The organism is Enterovibrio sp. QJM3NY_24 (genome assembly GCF_057786035.1).
Window position 1 is genome coordinate 1,411,756 of the sequence record NZ_CM173520.1, and the last position, 19,895, is coordinate 1,431,650.

A 19,895-nucleotide genomic window follows, 5' to 3' on the forward strand; every position below is an offset into this window, starting at 1 on the left:
CAACATAAAAATAGGCTGCGCTAATGACCAACACGATCTGTTTTTATGAACCGGACAAGGCCTACGGCTTTCTTTCTAACTTCTATGGCGCACCATTGCGCATTGACGGGAAGGCGTGGCTAACGTCAGAACATTACTATCAGGCGAGTAAGTTTGAAAGTATGGCATTGCAACAAAAAATCCAATGCGCGCTGACACCTGATGAAGCTTTTTCATTGAGTCGTGAATTTAACCATGAAGTAAAAAGTGATTGGTTAGATATACGTTGTGATGTCATGCGCCATGTTGTGGGGCGAAAATTTCAACAACATGCCGATCTCGCTCTAAAACTGGCTTCAACTTATCCTGCGGATTTGGTGGAGTGTTCACATTGTGATGCATTTTGGGGGACGGGAAAGAGCGGTGGTGGCCTTAATAAGCTCGGTCATATTTTGATGGATGTCAGACATCAAATTCTTGTTCAAAACGTACTTTTGAGCAACCCTGGATCACATCATCGTTAAGGATTATTGTTAGATAGATATACATCAAATTCCCGCAACATCTGCGTTCATATACGCCATTCAATATCAAAGAAAAGTGACTACAAAATAAGAATTAATCGTAATTCCTAGGTTTGCACTGCCCGACTTTTTTTCACGCTGCTAGAGTGGTAATCGAGCGTTTGAAGTCTCGGTGATTGTGTCATTCACTCATGCAGTTGAATGAAAAAAGTGCTCGCTACCTACTTCAATAACAAAGGCGATAATCAACACTTTTACTCGGGATTTAGGGTGCCTGTGCAGATTAAGCACCGATGAATTCTGACACAGCCACGGACCTTTTAGCGCTTAGACTGCTGTTGATTTAATTTTTCTGATACGGGAATTGGCGTTAATCAAACAGCTTCTATCAACATAATCTAACGTGGTGCGTGTGAATTGCGCTACTAACCCTTTCAGAGTTCGCCCTATGCCTGAAAGAGTACCCATTGTTTTAATCAAGATTGTTTTTAATTAAGAAAGTAGCACCAGTGACTTTAATCGACTGGCAGAGGTAACACGAGAGTGAAGCGTTCGGGGGCAATGATTGAACCCAAATAACTGAACGTGCTTACCCGTTGGATCTGATGCGCCAAAAAGGCAAAAAACACGGATTTACGTGTTGCTTCCGAATGCGAATATTTCAGTTTGTTCGCGCTTGGCCTGAGGCATTTTCAAACTCACGGTGCTAATTACCCTATAAGGTGAGATCCATGGTTGATACCCATCAAAGTTTGGCCTCTCAATTGCAAGAAGCGTTGCTTATTGTCGAGGATGACCCATACGCACAGAAGAAACTCTGCCAAGCATTAGAAAGTGAAGGCTCGATACTCACCGCGCATTCATTGAGTGTGTCAGCGGCGTTGCAGCAACTGTTAACGTCGGTTGTGGTTATTGGACGATGTGATGCCAATACATTGTCGTTGATGAAGGAAATTCTTTCTTTTGCACCTCGCACAAAAGTGCTGGTTGTGGTGAACACAGAGAACGATGGTGATGCGGTTTTAGCGTTGGAATCTGGCGCGTTTGATATTATCGAACAACCGTTTAGTGATGACCTATTGAGGTTATTGGTTCGTCGCGCGCGACATATCGGGCAACTAGAGCGGGAAGTAGATCGCCTGAAAAGCTATGAGCGTCGGCAAGAGTCTATTCTTGGTGGCAGTCCGCAAATGATGCAGTTACTGCGCATGGTTGATCGTGTGTCCTTGACGGATATCAACGTGTTGATTTATGGCGAAAGTGGTACGGGCAAAGCGTTGTTGGCAAGAGCTATCCATGATCGTAGTCCGCGTAGCGAGAAGCCTTTCATCGCTATCAACTGCGCGTCCATTCCTGAAGAATTGCTTGAAAATGAATTATTTGGTATCGAGAGCGATACCTTAGGTGTTCGTCGTGTCAAAGTGGGCAAAATCGAAGCCGCTCATGGCGGCACCTTGTTCTTAGATGAAATCGGGGACATGCCTTTGCATGTTCAGGCCAAGGTGTTGCGCTTTGTGCAAGATCGCGTGGTTGACCGAATTTCTGGCCAGCGCTCAATCCCTGTTGATGTAAAGATCGTCTGTGCAACGCATCAAGATCTCAAGCAACGTTGTTCTGAAAAGCGTTTCAGAGAAGATTTATTACACCGGATTGGTGAAGTGCCCATCACTATCCCACCTCTTAGAGAGCGTGGAGACGACGTGTTGTTGCTGGCTAAAACGTTTTTGCTTCAGTTCAACCAATCCATGAATCGCAGCATATCGGGGTTTAGCGATGATGCACTGGAAGCCTTGTTGACGCACATGTGGCCAGGAAACGTGCGAGAACTTCAAAACAAAGTGAAGTCTGCCGTGATCATGGCTGATGGTAATCAAATCTCGGCCTCAGATCTGGCGTTAACGAAAGAGCAAAAAAAAGATTCTGGGCTACCACTCAATATCCGTCAGGTCAGAGAAGAAGCGGAGCGCCAAGCAGTGACGCGTGCGTTGGCACGAGCTGAAGGCAATATGTCGCAAACAGCCAATCTTCTTGGTGTCTCTCGCCCGACGCTATATACCTTAATTGAAAAGTACGCGCTGCAGCGCTAAAGGAGTACATGTATATTCGTCTTGATTGTGAGAGCTTGAGTTAAATAGCCTTTCATTCTCAATGGGCTTATCGCTAAAGCATATACAGTAAATATAAGGCAACGAATTTGTCGAATGTTCCCCACCTTGTTTTCTTTGTCCGTTAATGGGAGTGCGTTTCGGGAAGGTTGTCTTGCTCGTGTGAGGTAATCCTCTCGCGCTTTTGTCAGCGACAATGACGTGGAGTAGTAGAATGAAAGTAGCTGAATTGGTTGATAGTAATTTGGTACTAAAAGCTGAAGTTGATGTGTGTATAGCGGACAATTTCTCTCTCGACATATGCAGTTATGAATCGGGTGATCAGCTTGTTATTTTCAGCCCCAATACTGAAGACGTGCTTATCTGCGATAGTGCGACCAGCGTTTTCCTTTCCCTTATTGAAAAGAACCTTCCACTTGGCGCGGCACTTTCAGCGTTGTCCGTCTGCGAGCCAGAATATGCAAAAAGGTTATTGCATGAGCTTGAACGCATGGAAATCATAAAGCTTAATGGCGTGCGTTGACGCTAACCATCCCTTCTTGTCTATACCCGAGTAAACTCTCGCTGAACAAGCACTTTGAGGTTGCAGGGTATAGATATAAAACAAAGATGTAAGTAAGCACCTGATCTTTCTCCTCTAAGCTGTAATCTTTTAATAGCTGCGGTATGCTGAGACTATTGTTAATCGCTGAGCGAAGCCGCAACCTTGCAATACATTCGAATCAAAGACGCGATCAAAGAGCAGATCCAAAGCGGGCAATTGGCGGCGGGTGCGAAGCTGCCTTCAGAACGAAAACTGGCAGACACCTTTAAAACGACGCGTGTCACGCTGAGAGAAGCACTTTCACTATTGGAAACAGATGGCCTGATCTACCGTGAAGACAGACGTGGGTGGTTCATTTCACACCGTGCACTGCATTTGGATCTCTCATTACCTTTTGTGTTTTCAGCGGTTGCCAGCGCCCAAGGCCGCTTACCTTCCATCGAGGTTCATCGTGCTGAGAGTGTGATGGCGAATCATGAGAGTACGACATATCTATCACTGCTACCGTTTACGGAAGTGTTTAACATTGGCCGTATTCATCGTCTTGATGGAAGGGCTGTAATGTACGCTGATCATTATGTTCGCGCGGAGCGACTGCCTAACTTGCTCCAGCACCCACTGGACGGAAATTTGGCAGAACTCTATCGAGAAAACTGGCAGCTCAACATCAGTAAATGCTGCTACACCGTACGATCCTCGACATTTGATGCGCTGATAGCAACAACGATAAAATCAACCGTTGGGGCGCCCTCATTGCGTATCTCTCGTGTGCATATTGATGAGGCAGGCGTTGCGCAGGAATATGTGATCGAACATTGGCGACACAACGCGATTTCGTTAGATATGACGGTCGGATTTGGTGATAGCTGACTTTAGATTGAATGCTCACATCTTGTAGATAGAGGGGGATTTCTTGCTGTTATGGTCGAAATGCTTTGCGCTACTTCGTTTGGGCTCTGAGTTGCTGCTGGCGCTCGATACGCTGAATTTGTTTTTGCAGCGTCGCCGCATTGAAGGGTTTCACAACAAAGCCATTAACGCCATGTTGAATCAACTCTTTTACCCGCTCTTTATCCTGCTCACAGGACACAATGAGGACTGGGGTTTGTTTTAGTCTTTCGTCACAACGCACTTCTTTGAGTAGCTCTCTGCCATCCATCTTTGGCATGTTCAGGTCCGTGATGAGCAATTCATAACTGTTCTTCTTCAACATTTGAAAGGCTTGCCATCCGTTGGTGGCTTCCTCCAAATCTAAATAGCCAATGCTTCTCAGTAAATTAAGCATGACGTGCCTCATGGATGTCATGTCATCCACGACCAGAATTTTCATCGTTGAGCATTACCTTTATATTGGCTTCCTGAATAAAATATAGCCTAACCCTCAGTAACTTCGAGAAGTGCTCCCAAGTGAGCTTGGTTGTATATTGGACACGTTGACTGACATCCTAGATATTCAGGGGCATAGCTGGCATTAGCACCCCTGATTTATTATTTGAAAATTTTACGGATGTGACTGCGTTGGACGAGGGTTGGGTCTGGGAGAGCTTGTTGAACCTTCGGCTTTCAAGGTTGAATGCGCCAAATCGTAGAGCATACCGAAGCGAGAATGATAGGTAGGCTGGCAATGAAAATCCTGAATATAACGTCGCGCTGCTCGGCCGATTTTTAAGCGTTTGTTGTTGTCAGAAAATAGCTCTAGCAACTGATCTTGCAGCATATTGGTTTCGGAATCGGTCGACCAATAAAGTGGATGGTCAACATCAGCATAGTCGCTATCAGTTCGATGGGATGCAATTGGGAGTCCCATCGACATGGCTTCCAATACTGAAGTGTCGTGCTGCTCAGGACGAAGACAGACAAAGGTGTCGATATGTGTATGAAAAAGATAATTATCCTTTAAGTGGCCACAAAAACGGATTTGTTCTTCTGCGACATTCTTACCTTCAAAACTACGGCGTAGCCTGTTTAAGTGGGGGCTGTTGCCGGCGACGAGCAGCAAGGTTTGTTGTTTGAACATCGGTGAGCGCATGCACGCTGCAAAATACTCGTCGAAAAATGCGTCTAATTCACTTTTCCTTTGCCCGGACACATCGACGCCGATAACGAATCGGTGTGCTGGAACAGGAACGGTACCGACAAAATGATTGGTCACATTGGTGTCAATCACCTTCAATGAAGGGCTGTATTTTCGGCTATCTACACCACAACGGATAAGTTTCAGTTTGTCTTTTGGGATATGAGCGACCTGGTTAAGCCATGCCTTGTCCGTGTCTGATTGTGCAATCACAAAATCAGAGGAATAGGAAAGCGTCCTATGCATCCATTGGCGAAACCAAGCGTTAAGACCCTTGATTTTTTCCACGCTATTTTGATACATGTGCAGCTTAACGGGCACGTTTTGCCTGCGCGCGACCCATTGTATTGGAAATGTCTTATCACCATAGGTTTGGCAAACATGAGGTTTAAGCACTACGAGTGCTTTATGGCATTCTCTTAGCCGTCTGGGTAACGACCCTTTTAGGTCTAACTCTAAGCAACTTGCGTGGTTAGGGATTGTTTGCGCTGAATGTATTGTTGATTTTTTCAATACGATCAGTGTGTGCTCAAAGTAGGGTTGTGGAAAGTGACGGATGTTCGAAAAGACCTGATCATTTTGCATCGCATCGCTCAAGGAGCTGACAACGTGGCAGATATGGAGTGGCTGCGGCCTGACAGACACCATCGGGAACCTCATGCTCATGCGAAAAACGTTGAGTAATAGTCGCACAGTTGCAAGAGGCAACATTTCCGATTTCAGAGACAACGACAAAAAAAGCAACGCGCGATGTCTTGAACGACGTTGGTGTTGTCCGCGTAGGTAGGCGTCATTGAGCGAGAAGAAAAATGGAATCGCGATAAAGGCAGTGCCCGCTAGGCGTTATTAGGGTTCTTTATCAAGAGGAAGGTAAGGTTGCAAAATCGCGCGATTTCTTCCTCCGTGCTTTGCTTTGTACAAGCATTGATCAGCGGCTTCCAGTAGTTGGTTGGGCTGAGTGTCTGCGGTGGGTTCGCAGGTAATGCCACCGATACTGATGGTGATAATGCCGCTACTGGTGCTCCCTTGGTGGGAGACGCAAAGATCACGCACTGCTTGGCAAAGTTGCCAAGCCACTTTTTGTGTTTTTTCGAGGTCGCTGTTAGGTAGCATCAAGGAAAATTCTTCACCACCAAAACGCGCGAGTGGTGCATCCCATTGCTTCGCAATACCACTCATTGCTTGAGCAACGCGAGACAGCACTTTGTCGCCTTGCAAGTGACCATAAATGTCGTTGTAGGCTTTAAAATGATCGATATCTATCATCATGACAGACAGCATGGATTGGTCATCCACTGTGTCATACAACGCAGCGCTTAATTGGCGGCTAAATGGTCGACGATTCAACAAATGTGTCAGATCATCGGTTTCAGCTTCCACACGTAGCCTTTCATTGGCCATGATCAGCTCTTCTTGAAGCTCAGCCATCGCATAGTGATCCCGTTCGCGAATCGTCAGCTCACTGAGCATGGTGGCAAAACGTGTAAGCAAGAGGCTTTTGTTCTCATTCCAAGTGAGAGAGCGGTGATTGTTGGTTGCAGCGAGTATACCAAAGCTCTTGCGTCCATCTGTAAGGGGGAACATTGCCAAGCTATGTATGCCGACGTCTTTGAGGAAATCGAGCTCTGCAAGCGCGTCTTCCTCGAAATTATCGACATCAACCAGCGCCACATTCTGCGCCGCCATGAGCCAGCGTTTCACTTTGAACATATCGCTGAAATCAATTGGGGGCTGATCGCTGCTTTCGGGATAAGAAGCACGATATAGGATATTGTCGTGATCGAATGAAAGCCAGAAAATATGGTCTGATCCAAGCAGTTCTGCCATTTGAGGCATACAACATCGAACATCATGTTCAACGTTGGTTTTGTGACCCTTCAACAGTCTGAGTGATAAATCTGCCAGCAGTTTGTTAGCGAGATTTTGCCATTCAATAGCTTGAGTGCGGGCAGTGACTTCCTCTACCAGTAGCGATTTGTGTTGTTTTAACGTGCGTTCTTTCAATCGCTTTTCAATGGAATCAGCCCGTATGCGCATATAGAGTTCTTGCACGGATTTCGCTATTTGTCCTAGTTCATCATGGTGATGAGTCAGCGAGCGTGGGATGGCAAATTTGTTGACTTTATTAAGGTCAATTTTGTCTATATTTTCGACTAATGACTTCACGCGAGTAATACATGTTTTGCCAATGATCATCAGAAGTAGCATTGCTACCAGTAAAGCTTCAACAAGGTAAACCAGTGCCGCGGGGATGGCATCGCGTAACGCGCTATTTTCAATTTCTTCAAGGTTTAAATAGATGTCGAGTTGACCAATACTCTCGCCTTGAGTGACAAGTGGGTATTTTTTGTATCTTCCATCTTTCCGGTTTCGGGTAATGTTGTCAGCCCAATATTGTTCACCATCTTTGCTCGTGAAATGGACGTTTTTCACAAATGGCATATCTGCAAGGCTTTGAAGCTGATGAAGAAGTAAGGACGTGTCTTCTTTTTTTAGTGAATAACGAATGGTAGATAAAGAGCTGTCTGCTCTTTTTTCTAGCAATGAAACGGTCAAAGAATAGGTGTTCGTATAATTGATGTGTAGCTGCAAGCAGATAGAGACAACAGCGAAAGTTAAGCTTAAACCTAGGACCAGTGTGGATAGTTTAGCTTGGATACTTTGGCGCATATTAAGAAAGGTTTTTGGCATGCAAGGCTCATCATAATTAACAGAACGCTGTTACTCGCAGCAGTTTACCGCAATAAATAGTCAACTCTGGCTTAAAAAAATCACCAATGAGTTATTTAGCGCACTGATCGAATGGAAAACCATCGGATATAAATAAATTGTTACATTAAGGTAGCTTTCATTGGCCTCAATAATCAACGAAGTGTGAGTTTTATGACCTTGGATTTTTAACCTTTTCTGTTTTCTGCACGAGTAGACCGTATTTCTATTTTATTGTTGCTTGTCTTGTAATACGCAAATTCTATGGCTGCCAGCATGAGTTTGTTTCCCCATGTCTAAGCATGCATCCAGATGGGTGAATTTTTGATATTCGACACCCAGTACAAATGCGCCGATGACGAGCACTACAACGATAATCCATCTAAAAATGTTTAACTTCATGTAAGCTGTCGCTCCATTGATATGCCATTAGCGCTAAGTATAAACAGGTATCTGTACTCGGATTGCATTATGGAAACTGTCTCGGGTTACTGTACAGAATTATATTCTGGATCATTAGACCCAGATTTACGAAAAAGAAAGAATAGATACCAATGAAAACAACAATTTATTTTGTAGCGGATTTATGGCAGCAATGAAATCTGGCTCTATACTCAGATCTTGTACACATCAGGTTTTCACATGAAGAAGAGATACCACATTGAAAACTAGAAAACGAATTCGAAAGTTCTTTCCACTAGACTTTTATGGCGCAGACAGAGGCTGGCGATTCGTCATTCGAGCGTATAACACATCTGAAGTTTTTGATGCGTTAATGTGGCGCTCTTACCTTTCGGTACGCAGACAAGATTTTAATTTGTTACGCCTTGCCGTTGAAACATTTTCCTACGTCAGTGATTATTCTGAAGGACATGTCGCTGAAATCTCTGGATCACATGGCACATTGATGCGCGTTAAAATGCTCGGGCCGGTTGTAGAAGTTGGCGCATTGAACAAGGCCTACTTGGAAAAGAAGCGCATAAACGCTGATTGCTGCCCAGTTGGGTAACTATGCTTATTGTTAGGGGCCGTTGCACCAGGTTCTCACCCATGCGATAACAAAAAAGCCGAGTTTGAAACTCGGCTTTTTTGTTTGTGATATTGCTTTTTGATGGGCAGACTTTCTGAACAAGGAAACCAATGCCTAGTGAGATGAGTGTGGCTAGGATGGCCCTGACATTTTTTTGTCTGTAGCGGGTAGCCAGTGTGATATCACACAGGTTATGCCAAGCATTGCGCACGAAACCCATAAGCAGGCAACCAAGCTATAGTGTTGATAAATCCAGCCAGATAGCAGAGTCCCCAGTAACCTTCCCATCGCATTCGCCATGTAATAGAACCCAACATCTAAAGATACGCCGTCTTCACGTGCATAGCTGACAATAAGATAGCTGTGAAGCGATGAGTTAACGGCGAAGATGGCGCCAAATATCAGAAGGCCAGCAACGAGGCTGATTTGCGGTGTAATGTTGTTCATTAGGGCAAGCGCAATGAGTCCGGGGATCACGGTTAAAACGCCGGCCCAGAGCATGGCCGCACGCCCATCGGGTACTCTCCCTGATGTTCTTGCCGTTATCTTGGGTGCAAACCCCTGAACAACACCGTATCCGATCACCCAAAGTGCCAGGAAACCGCCAACGGTCCAGTGATCCCAGCCAAATTGACTGGCAAGGAACACAGGAAGTGCGACCACAAACCAGACATCACGTGCGCCAAATAGGAACATACGCGCCGCAGAAAGTACGTTTATGGGGGCACTCTTGGAAAATAGCTGGGTAAATTTTGGTTTGTTCTTTGCTTGTCCTATTTCGGATTTTAGGAAAAACAAGCTACCTAACCAAACCAGTGTCAATGCGCTGGCCATGATGAGTACAGAGCCTTGGAATCCAACCAATGAGAGCAATGCACCACCGAGAAAAAACCCCGCTCCTTTCAGTGCATTTTTTGAACCGGTGAGTACTGCAATCCACTTATATAACGTGCCTTCGGCATGGGTAGGAACCAGCGTCTTAACCGCACTCTTTGCGCTCATTTTGTTTAGATCTTTGGCAATGCCTGAGAGGGCTTGTGCCGCCATGACCCAGCCAACAGTCAATATGCTTGATGGCACCATTAGCATCGCCAGAGCAACAATTTGAAGCCCCAATCCAATGTTCATGGTGCGGTTCAAACCAATATGTGCACCTAGCCAGCCACCCACTAAGTTGGTGACAACACCAAAGAACTCATAGAACACAAACAGCAATGCAATATCGAGAGGGCTGTAACCCAAACTATGAAAATGGAGGACAACCAGCATTCTCAATGCGCCATCGGTGAGGGTGAAAGCCCAGTAGTTACCGGTGACGACTAGGTACTGTTTTAGTTCTGATGAAAGTGCAGCAAACGGCATGGTTTGCAAACTCCTATTGTGCTTTGTCGATGCGGCCGACCATCAATGCGAGTTCGGCGGTACGGTTTGCATAGCCCCACTCATTGTCGTACCAAACGTAAAGTTTAACTTGTGTGCCGTTGATCACCATGGTTGAAAGCGCGTCGATCGTGCCTGAGCGAGGGTCTGTGCGATAGTCGATAGACACTAGCGGGCGTTCTTCGAAGCCTAAGATGTCCTTTAGCGGCCCTTCAGCAGCGGCTTTCAGTATCTGATTTACTTCTTGCTCGCTGGTTGGGCGGCTAACTTCAAACACACAATCCGTCAGTGAGGCATTGGTCAATGGAACGCGCACGGCATGGCCATTTAGCTTGCCTTTTAGCTCCGGGAATATGTGTGTAATAGCGGTGGCTGAGCCTGTGGTGGTAGGAATGAGTGAGCTACCACACGCACGGGCACGACGAAGGTCTTTATGCGGCGCATCAATAATAGTCTGCGTATTAGTAATATCGTGAATGGTTGTCATTGAACCATGAACGATACCCAACTGCTCATGGATAACTTTCACCACGGGTGCAAGACAGTTTGTGGTGCAAGATGCTGCGGTCACAATGCGATGATCATCTGGAACATATTGATCATGGTTAACACCCATGACCACATTAAGTACGCCGTCTTCTTTCACTGGCGCAGTCACTACAACACGCTTTACACCTTGCTCTAAATAGGCGTTTAGCAGTGCCTTTGTCTTCATTTGCCCCGATGCTTCAATCACTAAATCACAGCCAGACCAATCGGTATCTCCAATGGCGCGGTTTTGGCTGCATTGAATCACGGTGTCACCCACGATGATTTGATTGCCTTGCGCTTTGGCTTCGTGGTGCCAACGACCGTGCACAGAGTCGAAGTTGGCTAAGTGAGCCAGTGTTGCCGCATCGCCAGCTGGATCGTTAATAGCGACAAATTCTACGTCACTTTGATCGAATGCTGCACGGAAAGAGAGGCGTCCCATCCGTCCAAATCCATTGATACCGATTTTGATAGTCATGCTTTGTCCTTATCATTCACACTGAAAGCTTTAACATTTGGAAAATCATATATACGAAATAACATATGTAAAGTGAAGATTTGTTGACAAGGTATGAAGCAGGGTAGAGAAAGCTGAAAAATGTGGCGTGTTATCTCCTATGAAATATCACTCTTACCGATAAGAAGTGGCGAGAATGGCTCCCCAAAGGTATTAATCATGTCTGAATCGCATATTTTTAAATCATAATCGTAACAATATGTTTCCGTCGGTAACAAATGCACAAATTGTTAACGTGCGGAAGTATGTCTAAGTGATAGAGAAATCGCAAGATAGCTTCTGCTAATACCCTGAATTGGCGTTATTATGTTGCAGGTTTGTAACATTTAGCGTTTTAGCACTCTGCGCAAAACTATGTAAAAATAGACCCAAGCGAGCAAATATTGCTCAACCCTCTATTAACCCTTTATGTAGGAGTAGAAATGGCCTTTTTCGCGGTTGTTTTTCTGTCTGTTGTTGGTGGCATCCTTGCTGGTGATCATTTTCATTCGTACATGGTGGGCTTTTCACTAGCGACACTGGTCGTTGGTTGCTGTTACTGGCTGAGTTTTCGCCATACCAACTACCCGCAACTTGCGCTTCTTATGCTTATCTCGGGATTTGCCGTAAAAATGGGCATTACGGTATTCGGTGTGATGTGGAGTTTGGAACGTGACCTGCTGACATCGCCATTTGTTTTTGCGTTGTCATACCTATTCTTCTCCTTGGTAGCGACATACGGTTACTTTAAATACCGAGAATATGTTGGTAAACGTATTGAAGCAGTGAAAACCAGCCTTCAAAACAGCTAGTAGCTAACAGCTAGCAGCTAAATATAGAATATCCAGTTGTGAAGGTGGCTTATGCCACCTTCATTGGTTTGTACCCTCCGCAATGTATTACCCACACTATTTGTACTAACCCTTTGCCTGTTCGTGCCTGTCTTTGCACATTCGTTCCGTCTATTTACTCAAGCTTGTGAATGAATATCTACTACAATTTAAGTGGCTCAAAAATAAGACTAAGTGTCAGGTATACATGGCAAATAAAACCCTTAACACCATTCTCATTCTTCTGTGTGTTGCTATGTTGGCAACGTCTGTTGGGTATAGCGTTCATCAGGCGAATTACGTCGAAAAGCTCAATGATGAATGGCATTCAGAAACTCAACAGCAATTGAATGTGGCGCTGGAATTTGAAGCATTAGAGAGAGCATTCGGTTATCTGGGCTTCATACATCATTTCAAAAACTACGTGTTGAGGCGGACTGATTACTACTACGTTGAAGCCACGAAAAGTTATTGGGAAGCCAATGAGGCATTGCTCAATCTTCTATTGGTCGATCTCCCTAACTCTGACGTCAATGACATCATTACGATTCAAGGCACATTGAATGAGTATTTTAAAAACCTCAATTATGTCTATTTAGAACTGAAATTAGAATCGGCAGTTGATGTCGATAAGCGCGTAAGGGTCGACGACAATAACGCGAGGGAAGCATTAATTAGACTACGAGCAGGGATAGTTAAGAATCTTTCCAAGCACAATCAAAATGCCACCTCTAGTGATGAGAGCAAAAGCACTTGGTCGTTCGTTTCCACCTCACTTCCGCTATTCGTCATTGTATTTCTCGCCATCATTTTATCTGTGGTTGCCCGCCAGATGTTTCATCGCCAGCGTGAAACCAATGCTATTTTCAATTTTTCTCCTGACGGCTGCCTATATGCAGATTCTGAGGGAAATATTCTGCGTGCAAACCAAGCGGTAACCACGATTTTTGGTTATAGCCTGACAGAGTTAACGTCGATGAAAGTGGAAGATCTGATGGATGAATCATTGCGTCAGGATCATGTTTTACATAGAGAAGACTTTTCCAAGATAAGCCGCACACGATTGATGTCAGATTCAACCACCGAAGTGAAAGGGAAAACGAAATTTGGAAATGCTAAGCCATTATCGATTGCTATTTCTTCGTTTGAATATGATAAAACTTATCGAAATATCGCCATTATTCGGGATTTGTCGGCCCAAAATAAAACGGAAAATGATCCTCAATACGATCTGCTGACCAGCCTTCGAAGTCGACGTGCGATGGAACAATTGATGGACGTGGAAGTGAAGCGAGCAAAGCGGTATGGAAGAAATATGTCAGTGCTGTTGATCAATATCGATGACTTCAAAACGCTTAATGATAACGAGGGGCATACTGCGGGAGATGAAGGTTTGGTGATGGCGGCGGATCACTTACGGAATGTGTTTAGGACTGTCGATCATATTGGCCGATGGGGCGGAGACGAGTTTCTTGTCGTTTGTCCTGAACTGGATGCAGAAGATGCGATCTACCTTGCTGATCGTGTTTGCATGCGATTTGCGAAGTTACCGTTCCCCTGGGACACAAAACTCACAATGAGTATTGGGATCTCTTCAATGTCGCCTACTCGTGCGTCGGGTTCACTTGAAACCTTGTTTGATGAAGCGGATCAGGCTTTGTATTCGGCCAAAGCACAGGGGAGAAATCGGCAACAACACTTTAGAGAGTTGCGCCGACCTAAGCTGGTGAACTAGGTGCGTTAGTAATCCTATGGGGTCTAACGTTCAATTTGGTCGGGCTTGGCCACTGCTCGGCCCTGGTCATCAAAAAAAGGCGTGGGGACGTTAGTGCCTTTTATCTTGTTTTTCAACATAAACGACATGACCGCCATGAGTGATGAAGCAGAAAACTTAGGATGTGGATTTGTTGGCGGTGTGCCCTTAGCAAATTTCCCCATCACGTAGCATTTTACTGGGCCAAAAGCCGCTTCCTTGCCATCACCATGGATCGCTGTTGTTGGTATACCAGCAAATGGCATTTTTCGGCTAATTGTATTAGCGATAGGTGAATGGCAACAGGCCGTATAAAAGCGATAAACCCCTTTGGGTGTCATTCGCATACAACGTAATTGTTCGGCGCCTTGGTGAATATCAACTTGCGCGGGAGCGAGTTGGAATAATTCAGTACCACCCCATTCATCTAACCACTTTCCTCCAGCATCCAGACGGTTGGCAAACCCTTGGCAGTCATCGCAATAACACACCAAATGGTTGCCTGTTTTAGGCGACACATTTTTTACAGTGCCTTGTAATGTGCCACATTCACAACGCAGTGTGAGATCGGTCATTGTGCAGTCCTTTGTCGATTAGATAGTTGAAATAATACCTAATTTAATCCGTCGCTAAGGTTGAAAAAATCACCAAATTCCATCACTCATTGCCATTGATCAAGGTCATTCATAAACTTAGATTAGATCAGAACGATAAGGTAAATGGGTCTTTGCATCGTCAAGGTACTGCTTTATCAACGTATGCTCCCGCTGCAAATAGTCGCCAATGGCTTGATGAAATCCTTGATGCTGCAAGTAATGCGCTGAATAGGTGTAAACAGGTTCAAACCCACGCATCAGTTTGTGTTCGCCTTGTGCGCCAGCATCAAATCGCTCAAGGCCATGCTGGATGCAATATTCAATGCCTTGGTAATAGCAAAGTTCAAAGTGCAGATTTTCATATTCAGCCAAGCAGCCCCAATATCGACCGTAAAGGGTATCGGACGATTTGAAATACAAAGCGCCAGCCACTGGCTCGTCGTTGACGTATGCAAGAGCAAGCACCAAGCTTTTTCCCAGTGATGCCCCAATGCGCTCGAAGAATGCCTGATTGAGATAGCCTGTATGCCCCGAACGTTTCAGATAAGTACGTTGATAAAAGCGGTAAAACGTTGCCCAGTCGGAGGGTGCGGCGGTATCTCCATCCAGCATTTTCACATCGACACATTGATCGCCAATGCTCTTTCGTTCTTTGCGGATATTCTTGCGTCGACGCGACGTCAACGTGGCAAGGAAATCATCAAACGTCAGGTAGTTTCGATTAAACCAGTGGAACTGCACGGCGCGTCGTTCCAAGAATCCTTGGTCAATGAGCGAAGGTAAAGCAGCCTGTGTAGGGAAAAGAATATGTGCACCGGAGCAGCCGATTTGGTCTATTAGCGAGCGCATGCCCCCTAACAGATAAGTCGTGATTTCCTGTAGGTCTTCACCCTCGACAATAAGCAAGCGTGGACCGGCAGCAGGCGTGAAGGGGATGGCACAAACTAGTTTGGGGTAATATTCAATCCCCGCGTCTTCGTAGGCTTCGGCCCAAGACCAATCAAAGACATATTCGCCATAAGGATGGCTCTTAACAAAGCATGGCATGGCACCGACGAGGGTGTTGCCTCTATAAACCGTGAGATATTGCGCCGCCCAACCACTTTTGTGGCCAATGGCCTCACTTTTCTCTAGTGCGACAAAGAAGGCATGACGGGCAAATGGGTAGTCATCCTTCAGTAGGGAATTCCATTCGTCTTCTTTGAACGCATCAATTGTCGGGACTGCCCGACACGTCAAATTCTCTGTGTCGCTTTGTTTGTTGTCCATGTTGATGTTTGATGTCCTTTGAGATGAATACGCATCTTGGTTGAGCTTTTGCTGAAATACAACCCACAGACATGGAGGGTATTTGGGGTATTTGGGGTGCTCTTGGTAATACACACTGATTAGGTACCAATGCCCGTTAATAGTATTAAGGATGGTACAAAATTCCAACGATGACATCAGAAGCAATGGAATATGCCAGCTCTGGGTGGGTGTGATATTTAATACTGGTTAATCAGTCTTTATTGGCGTTTTGTTCTTGTTTGTTGGGTGATATGTGGCATAAGATTTCATTAACAATCTGATAGCAGGTTGGGGTTTTGTTACGGTTTACAAGGAATGAGAGATGCAAAACAAATTTCTGATCGAAGCCTTCCAAACACCTGATGCGGTGTCACAAACCTTGCTACCTTACTTTTCGAGGTTGAGCAAAGACCCTTATGTCGACAGTGATGTGCGCTTTAGAAGCTATGCGCGTTTTGCGATCGACACTGAGGGAGAGATCAAGCGCTTGCCTCATAAAGCCTTCATGCAATCTTCGGATGTGAATCGTGTGGTTGGCGATGTTGAGCGTCATTTCGCCCCGATGGATGATGGCATGGTGACCTTGCCTGAATTCGCTCACCTTTTGAGATCATTCAGTGCTGCAACCGGGTTAGAGCATACCGGCGGTGAGGTTGATGTTCATCAGATCCGTGTGACATGTTCAGCGCAAGATACCAGCGCTCCAGCGCCGGAGGGGATTCATCAAGATGGCTTCCGCTTTGTTGGTATTTTTTGTGTGCAGAGACAAAACATCGCAGGCGGTTTTACGCAGATATTTACATCTCCCGTTGAACAACATCCTCATCTCAATACGGTATTAGAACCCAATCAATTCGTAATTATTGATGACCAACGCTATTACCATCACATATCAGAAACGCTCTCGAGCGAATCTGGGCAGGAGGGGGTACGTGATGTCTTCGTCTTTACCGCTTAATCAAGAAACCGTTAAATCGCTGCGCCGTCAATTTCCTGCACTGCAACGTAAAATTGATGATGTGTTCCCCGTCTATCTTGATGGACCCGGCGGCACGCAACTGCCCGACTCTGTTATCGATGCCTTTGGTGATTATCTTCGTGCTGGTAATTCTAACCTTGGTGGCAAGTTTCAAGTGAGTGAGGAAACGGTGTCATTGGTTGAACATGCACGAGCAAGTGCGGCTGCGCTAGTGGGGGCGGCTTCGCCGAGTGACATTTTCTTTGGCCCAAATATGACGTCTGTGACGTTTTCCTTCAGCCGCGCCTTGAGCCAACAATGGCTGCCAGGCGATGAAGTGATCGTCTCAGTGGCGGATCACGGTGCCAATCGATCCAGTTGGGTTATGGCGGCGCAAGACCGAGATGTGCAGGTGCACTACTTGCCAGTGAAAGATCAGCGTGGTGAGTTGGATTTAGATGCGTTGGACGAATTGCTGAGTGGAAAGACAAAACTGGTTGCGCTGACGGCGGCAAGCAACATTACGGGCACAATAACTGACCTGAAAGCTGTAATAGAAAAATGCCACAAGGTAGGCGCAAAAGTGTTTATTGATGCGGTTCATTTGTTGCCACATCAGCTGGTGGACGTGCAGGCATTAGATGTGGATTTCCTCGCCGGTTCTGCCTACAAATTTTATGGCCCACACCTTGGTTTTCTGTATGGAAAAGCTGAGTGGTTATCATCTATTAAGCCCTATAAAGTCGAGCCCGCACCGACTTATGCACCTCACTGCTGGGAGACAGGAACACTCAATTTCGAAGCGCTGAGTGCGTTTGTGGCCACTGTGGAATATCTCGCGTTGCTAGGCGAGGGGGACACGCTTCGAAACCGACTCGCATCGGGCTACGACAACCTGCACCAGTACGAAGCATCACTGTCTGCTTACTTTTTGAACCAATTGGTATTGATAGAGAATGTGCAACTGTTTGGCCTGCCACAAGCCGAAGGGCGAACAGCGACGTTTGCGCTTCGCTTCGGTGAGCGTGACCCCGCAGAGGTTGCGTCAGCGCTCGGCAAACGTCAGATCTATGTGTGGAGTGGGCATTTGTACGCCGACAAGCTCACGGACGCGTTTGGTGTCACAGACAAAGGCGGTATCCTTCGTGTCGGATTAATGCACTACAACACAATAGAAGAAATTGACCGTTTCTTTGAGGCTTTGAAAGCGGTGCTTTGATTACCATGTCTGGAACTAAGGCGTAAAAAAGCCGACATCATGTCGGCTTCTATTTCAATCTACAGCTTATGGCGTATTGGTTAGCTAACGAGCTTGTAGCTGATCACGTAAAACGTATCGTCTTCGGGATAGATCTTGCGGATCAAAGGTTTCAGTTCATCCAGTGGCAGAAATTCTTGGGCGGCATGAACTTCGCCAATGTCTTCAAATGCGATCTGCTCAACGGTCAGAATATCGATCTGACAAACATACTCATCTTTTTCTAGCGTGTGTACGTCTACGCGAGTGCCTGGTACATAATGTGATTCAGACACATCGCGGATCGTGATGGTTTTCTTGCCAGATGCAACAAGCGGCGTTAGCCATTCGAAGAAAGTAATTTTAGTCGGTGCTTGGCTCACAGTAATGCCTCAAATAGGTGAGATGACTATTGATCCGCATTAAAGCACAGCCTGTGAAGTTCTCAATTATATTTCGCATACCTGTGGCAATAAAGCAGGAATCGCGGGGGGAGGCGAGACAGAGTGACGCCATGTCACGCTAGCACTATATTGCTTGTTTTTGCTTATACATCAAGGCATCTGCATCTGACAGTAAATCTTTTAGTGATGCGTGTTGTTCAGGTTGGTATTCGACTGCGCCATAACTGAATGCTAGCTCATACTCTTTTCCTGAATGATTGTTGTATTCATCTACGTAAGTTTGGAAGCGAGTCATAATGGTGGATGCGACTAACGCTTTGGAATTTGCAAGCAACACAACGAATTCGTCGCCGCCAATGCGAGCACAGAGATCAGACTCTCTAAAAAACGAAAACAGTAAATTGGAAAAGGTTTTCAACGCGAGGTCGCCTTCGTGATGGCCAAATTTGTCATTAATGGGTTTAAATTTGTTGAGGTCGATGAAAATCAGAGTTGCATCAATGCTCGTGCGTTTGCAGATCTGAATGCAATGGTCACCCAGTGTCATGAATCCGCGACGGTTTGAAATGCCGGTGAGCTCATCGATGTTTGAGTTGCGCAGGGCCACCAGTTCGTGCTCAATCATGGTTGCGAGGTCAATTAACGCTTCTTTGTCGTCGGTATCAAATTCTTTAGGCTGACTATCAATCAGACACAATGTGCCGATCTTGGCACCATTGGGGGTTTTAATTGGATAGCCCGCATAGAAGCGGATATTGGGATTGTCAGTAACCAAAGGATTATCAGAAAAACGCGCGTCCTTCGACGCATCCGAAATAATGAAAACCTCGTCGCCAAGTATGGTGTGACCACAAAAAGATATGTCTCGTGGTGTTTCGCTCGCGTCCAACCCTTGGCTGGATTTAAACCACTGTCTGTTTGAATCGACCAAGCTAACAAGTGCAATCTCAACGGAGAAGAGGCGTTTTGCCATGCGAGTGACACGATCGAATCGCTCTTCCGGTAAGGTGTCGAGAATGTCTAGAGACTTAAGAGTATTGACACGAAACACTTCATTGTCTGGAAAAGAAGGCTTTTTCATCTATTTTCTTCCCTGAAATTTGGCGCGAACGGCGATTACTTTTCTGTAATGATTTTCAATGCGTTGATTATTTTTTCACATGTCGCGAGTGTGTAGCCGAGCAACCTCAAGGCCCTCTGAATCCTGCTTCTGAGGTTACTCGAAAATAGATAAATTATAGAGCACATTATTATCGTGCATCAAAATTAAGACGATTCGTGTCAAATTTTTCTATCGTTGTCCTTTATATTTCATCGTGGTCTATTTGTAACGATTGTTTTGTCACAAAACAAACAACATCTTGAATGGGATTGTTGGTATCGCCATCTAGATTGATCCCTCAATGTCCGAATAATGGTTGTCAGCATTCGTGATAAAAAATGCGGTTCAATCTA

The 19,895-nt window shown here is 45.5% G+C and carries 18 protein-coding genes; 9 read left to right on the forward strand and 9 right to left on the reverse strand.

The features are described from left to right. Window positions 1-23: 23 nt before the first annotated feature. The 4 genes from ybiA (at window position 24) to AC3CIC_RS22500 (ending at window position 4,022) form a co-directional block, all read left to right on the forward strand. On the forward strand, window positions 24-503 hold the full coding sequence (gene ybiA, locus AC3CIC_RS22485; protein ID WP_488516309.1) for a riboflavin biosynthesis intermediates N-glycosidase: 480 nt from the start codon (window positions 24-26) through the stop codon (window positions 501-503). 731 nt (window positions 504-1,234) lie between these two features. After that, window positions 1,235-2,590 (forward strand): sigma 54-interacting transcriptional regulator, encoded by a 1,356-nt coding sequence (locus AC3CIC_RS22490; protein ID WP_488516310.1) that lies wholly within the window; start codon window positions 1,235-1,237, stop codon window positions 2,588-2,590. A gap of 232 nt (window positions 2,591-2,822) precedes the next feature. Next, window positions 2,823-3,131, forward strand: a complete 309-nt coding sequence (locus AC3CIC_RS22495; protein WP_016960353.1) for a hypothetical protein — start codon at window positions 2,823-2,825, stop codon at window positions 3,129-3,131. A gap of 183 nt (window positions 3,132-3,314) precedes the next feature. After that, window positions 3,315-4,022, forward strand: a complete 708-nt coding sequence (locus AC3CIC_RS22500) for a UTRA domain-containing protein (RefSeq protein WP_488516311.1) — start codon at window positions 3,315-3,317, stop codon at window positions 4,020-4,022. 70 nt (window positions 4,023-4,092) lie between these two features. On the opposite strand, the gene AC3CIC_RS22505 is transcribed toward AC3CIC_RS22500, so the two are convergent. From AC3CIC_RS22505 to AC3CIC_RS22515, 3 genes are all read right to left on the reverse strand, one after another. Next, window positions 4,093-4,482 (reverse strand): response regulator, encoded by a 390-nt coding sequence (locus AC3CIC_RS22505; RefSeq protein ID WP_488516312.1) that lies wholly within the window; start codon window positions 4,480-4,482, stop codon window positions 4,093-4,095. A gap of 171 nt (window positions 4,483-4,653) precedes the next feature. After that, the gene (locus tag AC3CIC_RS22510) at window positions 4,654-5,472 is read right to left on the reverse strand and encodes a glycosyltransferase (protein ID WP_488516313.1); all 819 of its coding nucleotides are present in this window, start codon (window positions 5,470-5,472) and stop codon (window positions 4,654-4,656) included. Between the two features lie 600 nt (window positions 5,473-6,072). Then, on the reverse strand, window positions 6,073-7,917 hold the full coding sequence (locus AC3CIC_RS22515; RefSeq protein WP_488516314.1) for a GGDEF domain-containing protein: 1,845 nt from the start codon (window positions 7,915-7,917) through the stop codon (window positions 6,073-6,075). Between the two features lie 679 nt (window positions 7,918-8,596). On the opposite strand from AC3CIC_RS22515, the gene AC3CIC_RS22520 reads away from it, so the two are divergent. Continuing rightward, window positions 8,597-8,944, forward strand: a complete 348-nt coding sequence (locus AC3CIC_RS22520) for a hypothetical protein (protein WP_016960359.1) — start codon at window positions 8,597-8,599, stop codon at window positions 8,942-8,944. 153 nt (window positions 8,945-9,097) lie between these two features. Here the strand turns inward: AC3CIC_RS22520 and arsJ are convergent, their stop codons facing one another. Further along, on the reverse strand, window positions 9,098-10,327 hold the full coding sequence (gene arsJ, locus AC3CIC_RS22525) for an organoarsenical effux MFS transporter ArsJ (protein WP_488516315.1): 1,230 nt from the start codon (window positions 10,325-10,327) through the stop codon (window positions 9,098-9,100). Window positions 10,328-10,340: 13 nt separating this feature from the next. Then, entirely contained in the window at window positions 10,341-11,354 is a 1,014-nt protein-coding gene (locus AC3CIC_RS22530) for an ArsJ-associated glyceraldehyde-3-phosphate dehydrogenase (protein ID WP_488516316.1), read from the reverse strand. Window positions 11,355-11,815: 461 nt separating this feature from the next. Between AC3CIC_RS22530 and AC3CIC_RS22535 the strand changes: the two genes are divergently transcribed. Then, window positions 11,816-12,184, forward strand: a complete 369-nt coding sequence (locus AC3CIC_RS22535; RefSeq protein WP_488516317.1) for an NADH:ubiquinone oxidoreductase — start codon at window positions 11,816-11,818, stop codon at window positions 12,182-12,184. A 226-nt stretch (window positions 12,185-12,410) separates the two neighbouring features. Then, the gene (locus tag AC3CIC_RS22540) at window positions 12,411-13,937 is read left to right on the forward strand and encodes a sensor domain-containing diguanylate cyclase (protein ID WP_488516318.1); all 1,527 of its coding nucleotides are present in this window, start codon (window positions 12,411-12,413) and stop codon (window positions 13,935-13,937) included. Window positions 13,938-13,960: 23 nt separating this feature from the next. On the opposite strand, the gene AC3CIC_RS22545 is transcribed toward AC3CIC_RS22540, so the two are convergent. Together AC3CIC_RS22545 and AC3CIC_RS22550 are read right to left on the reverse strand one after the other, a co-directional pair. After that, window positions 13,961-14,530: a DUF6151 family protein gene (locus AC3CIC_RS22545; RefSeq protein WP_488516319.1), complete on the reverse strand. Its 570-nt coding sequence runs from the start codon at window positions 14,528-14,530 to the stop codon at window positions 13,961-13,963. A 117-nt stretch (window positions 14,531-14,647) separates the two neighbouring features. Continuing rightward, window positions 14,648-15,820, reverse strand: coding sequence for a GNAT family N-acetyltransferase (locus AC3CIC_RS22550; protein WP_488516320.1), 1,173 nt, complete (start codon window positions 15,818-15,820; stop codon window positions 14,648-14,650). Window positions 15,821-16,163: 343 nt separating this feature from the next. Here AC3CIC_RS22550 and AC3CIC_RS22555 point away from each other — a divergent pair, with 343 nt between their 5' ends. Together AC3CIC_RS22555 and AC3CIC_RS22560 are read left to right on the forward strand one after the other, a co-directional pair. Next, window positions 16,164-16,799: a 2OG-Fe dioxygenase family protein gene (locus AC3CIC_RS22555; RefSeq protein ID WP_488516321.1), complete on the forward strand. Its 636-nt coding sequence runs from the start codon at window positions 16,164-16,166 to the stop codon at window positions 16,797-16,799. Then, window positions 16,777-18,018: a cysteine desulfurase-like protein gene (locus AC3CIC_RS22560; RefSeq protein WP_488516322.1), complete on the forward strand. Its 1,242-nt coding sequence runs from the start codon at window positions 16,777-16,779 to the stop codon at window positions 18,016-18,018. Before AC3CIC_RS22555 ends, AC3CIC_RS22560 begins: the two co-directional genes overlap by 23 nt. 80 nt (window positions 18,019-18,098) lie before the next feature. On the opposite strand, the gene yqfB is transcribed toward AC3CIC_RS22560, so the two are convergent. Together yqfB and AC3CIC_RS22570 are read right to left on the reverse strand one after the other, a co-directional pair. After that, the gene (gene yqfB, locus AC3CIC_RS22565) at window positions 18,099-18,419 is read right to left on the reverse strand and encodes a N(4)-acetylcytidine aminohydrolase (RefSeq protein WP_016960368.1); all 321 of its coding nucleotides are present in this window, start codon (window positions 18,417-18,419) and stop codon (window positions 18,099-18,101) included. 145 nt (window positions 18,420-18,564) lie between these two features. Further along, window positions 18,565-19,521 carry a sensor domain-containing diguanylate cyclase gene (locus AC3CIC_RS22570; protein WP_488516323.1) on the reverse strand — a complete coding sequence of 319 codons (957 nt, stop codon included), beginning with the start codon at window positions 19,519-19,521 and terminating at the stop codon, window positions 18,565-18,567. Window positions 19,522-19,895 lie beyond the last annotated feature (374 nt).

Excerpts from the sequence above, each read along its gene's own strand:
- ybiA (WP_488516309.1), top strand. The coding sequence starts at position 24 with ATGACCAACACGATCTGTTTTTATGAACCGGACAAGGCCTACGGCTTT.
- AC3CIC_RS22490 (WP_488516310.1), top strand. The coding sequence starts at position 1,235 with ATGGTTGATACCCATCAAAGTTTGGCCTCTCAATTGCAAGAAGCGTTG.
- AC3CIC_RS22495 (WP_016960353.1), top strand. The coding sequence starts at position 2,823 with ATGAAAGTAGCTGAATTGGTTGATAGTAATTTGGTACTAAAAGCTGAA.
- AC3CIC_RS22505 (WP_488516312.1), bottom strand. The coding sequence starts at position 4,482 with ATGAAAATTCTGGTCGTGGATGACATGACATCCATGAGGCACGTCATG.
- AC3CIC_RS22510 (WP_488516313.1), bottom strand. The coding sequence starts at position 5,472 with ATGCATAGGACGCTTTCCTATTCCTCTGATTTTGTGATTGCACAATCA.
- AC3CIC_RS22515 (WP_488516314.1), bottom strand. The coding sequence starts at position 7,917 with ATGCCAAAAACCTTTCTTAATATGCGCCAAAGTATCCAAGCTAAACTA.
- arsJ (WP_488516315.1), bottom strand. The coding sequence starts at position 10,327 with ATGCCGTTTGCTGCACTTTCATCAGAACTAAAACAGTACCTAGTCGTC.
- AC3CIC_RS22530 (WP_488516316.1), bottom strand. The coding sequence starts at position 11,354 with ATGACTATCAAAATCGGTATCAATGGATTTGGACGGATGGGACGCCTC.
- AC3CIC_RS22535 (WP_488516317.1), top strand. The coding sequence starts at position 11,816 with ATGGCCTTTTTCGCGGTTGTTTTTCTGTCTGTTGTTGGTGGCATCCTT.
- AC3CIC_RS22540 (WP_488516318.1), top strand. The coding sequence starts at position 12,411 with ATGGCAAATAAAACCCTTAACACCATTCTCATTCTTCTGTGTGTTGCT.
- AC3CIC_RS22545 (WP_488516319.1), bottom strand. The coding sequence starts at position 14,530 with ATGACCGATCTCACACTGCGTTGTGAATGTGGCACATTACAAGGCACT.
- AC3CIC_RS22550 (WP_488516320.1), bottom strand. The coding sequence starts at position 15,820 with ATGGACAACAAACAAAGCGACACAGAGAATTTGACGTGTCGGGCAGTC.
- AC3CIC_RS22555 (WP_488516321.1), top strand. The coding sequence starts at position 16,164 with ATGCAAAACAAATTTCTGATCGAAGCCTTCCAAACACCTGATGCGGTG.
- AC3CIC_RS22560 (WP_488516322.1), top strand. The coding sequence starts at position 16,777 with ATGTCTTCGTCTTTACCGCTTAATCAAGAAACCGTTAAATCGCTGCGC.
- AC3CIC_RS22570 (WP_488516323.1), bottom strand. The coding sequence starts at position 19,521 with ATGAAAAAGCCTTCTTTTCCAGACAATGAAGTGTTTCGTGTCAATACT.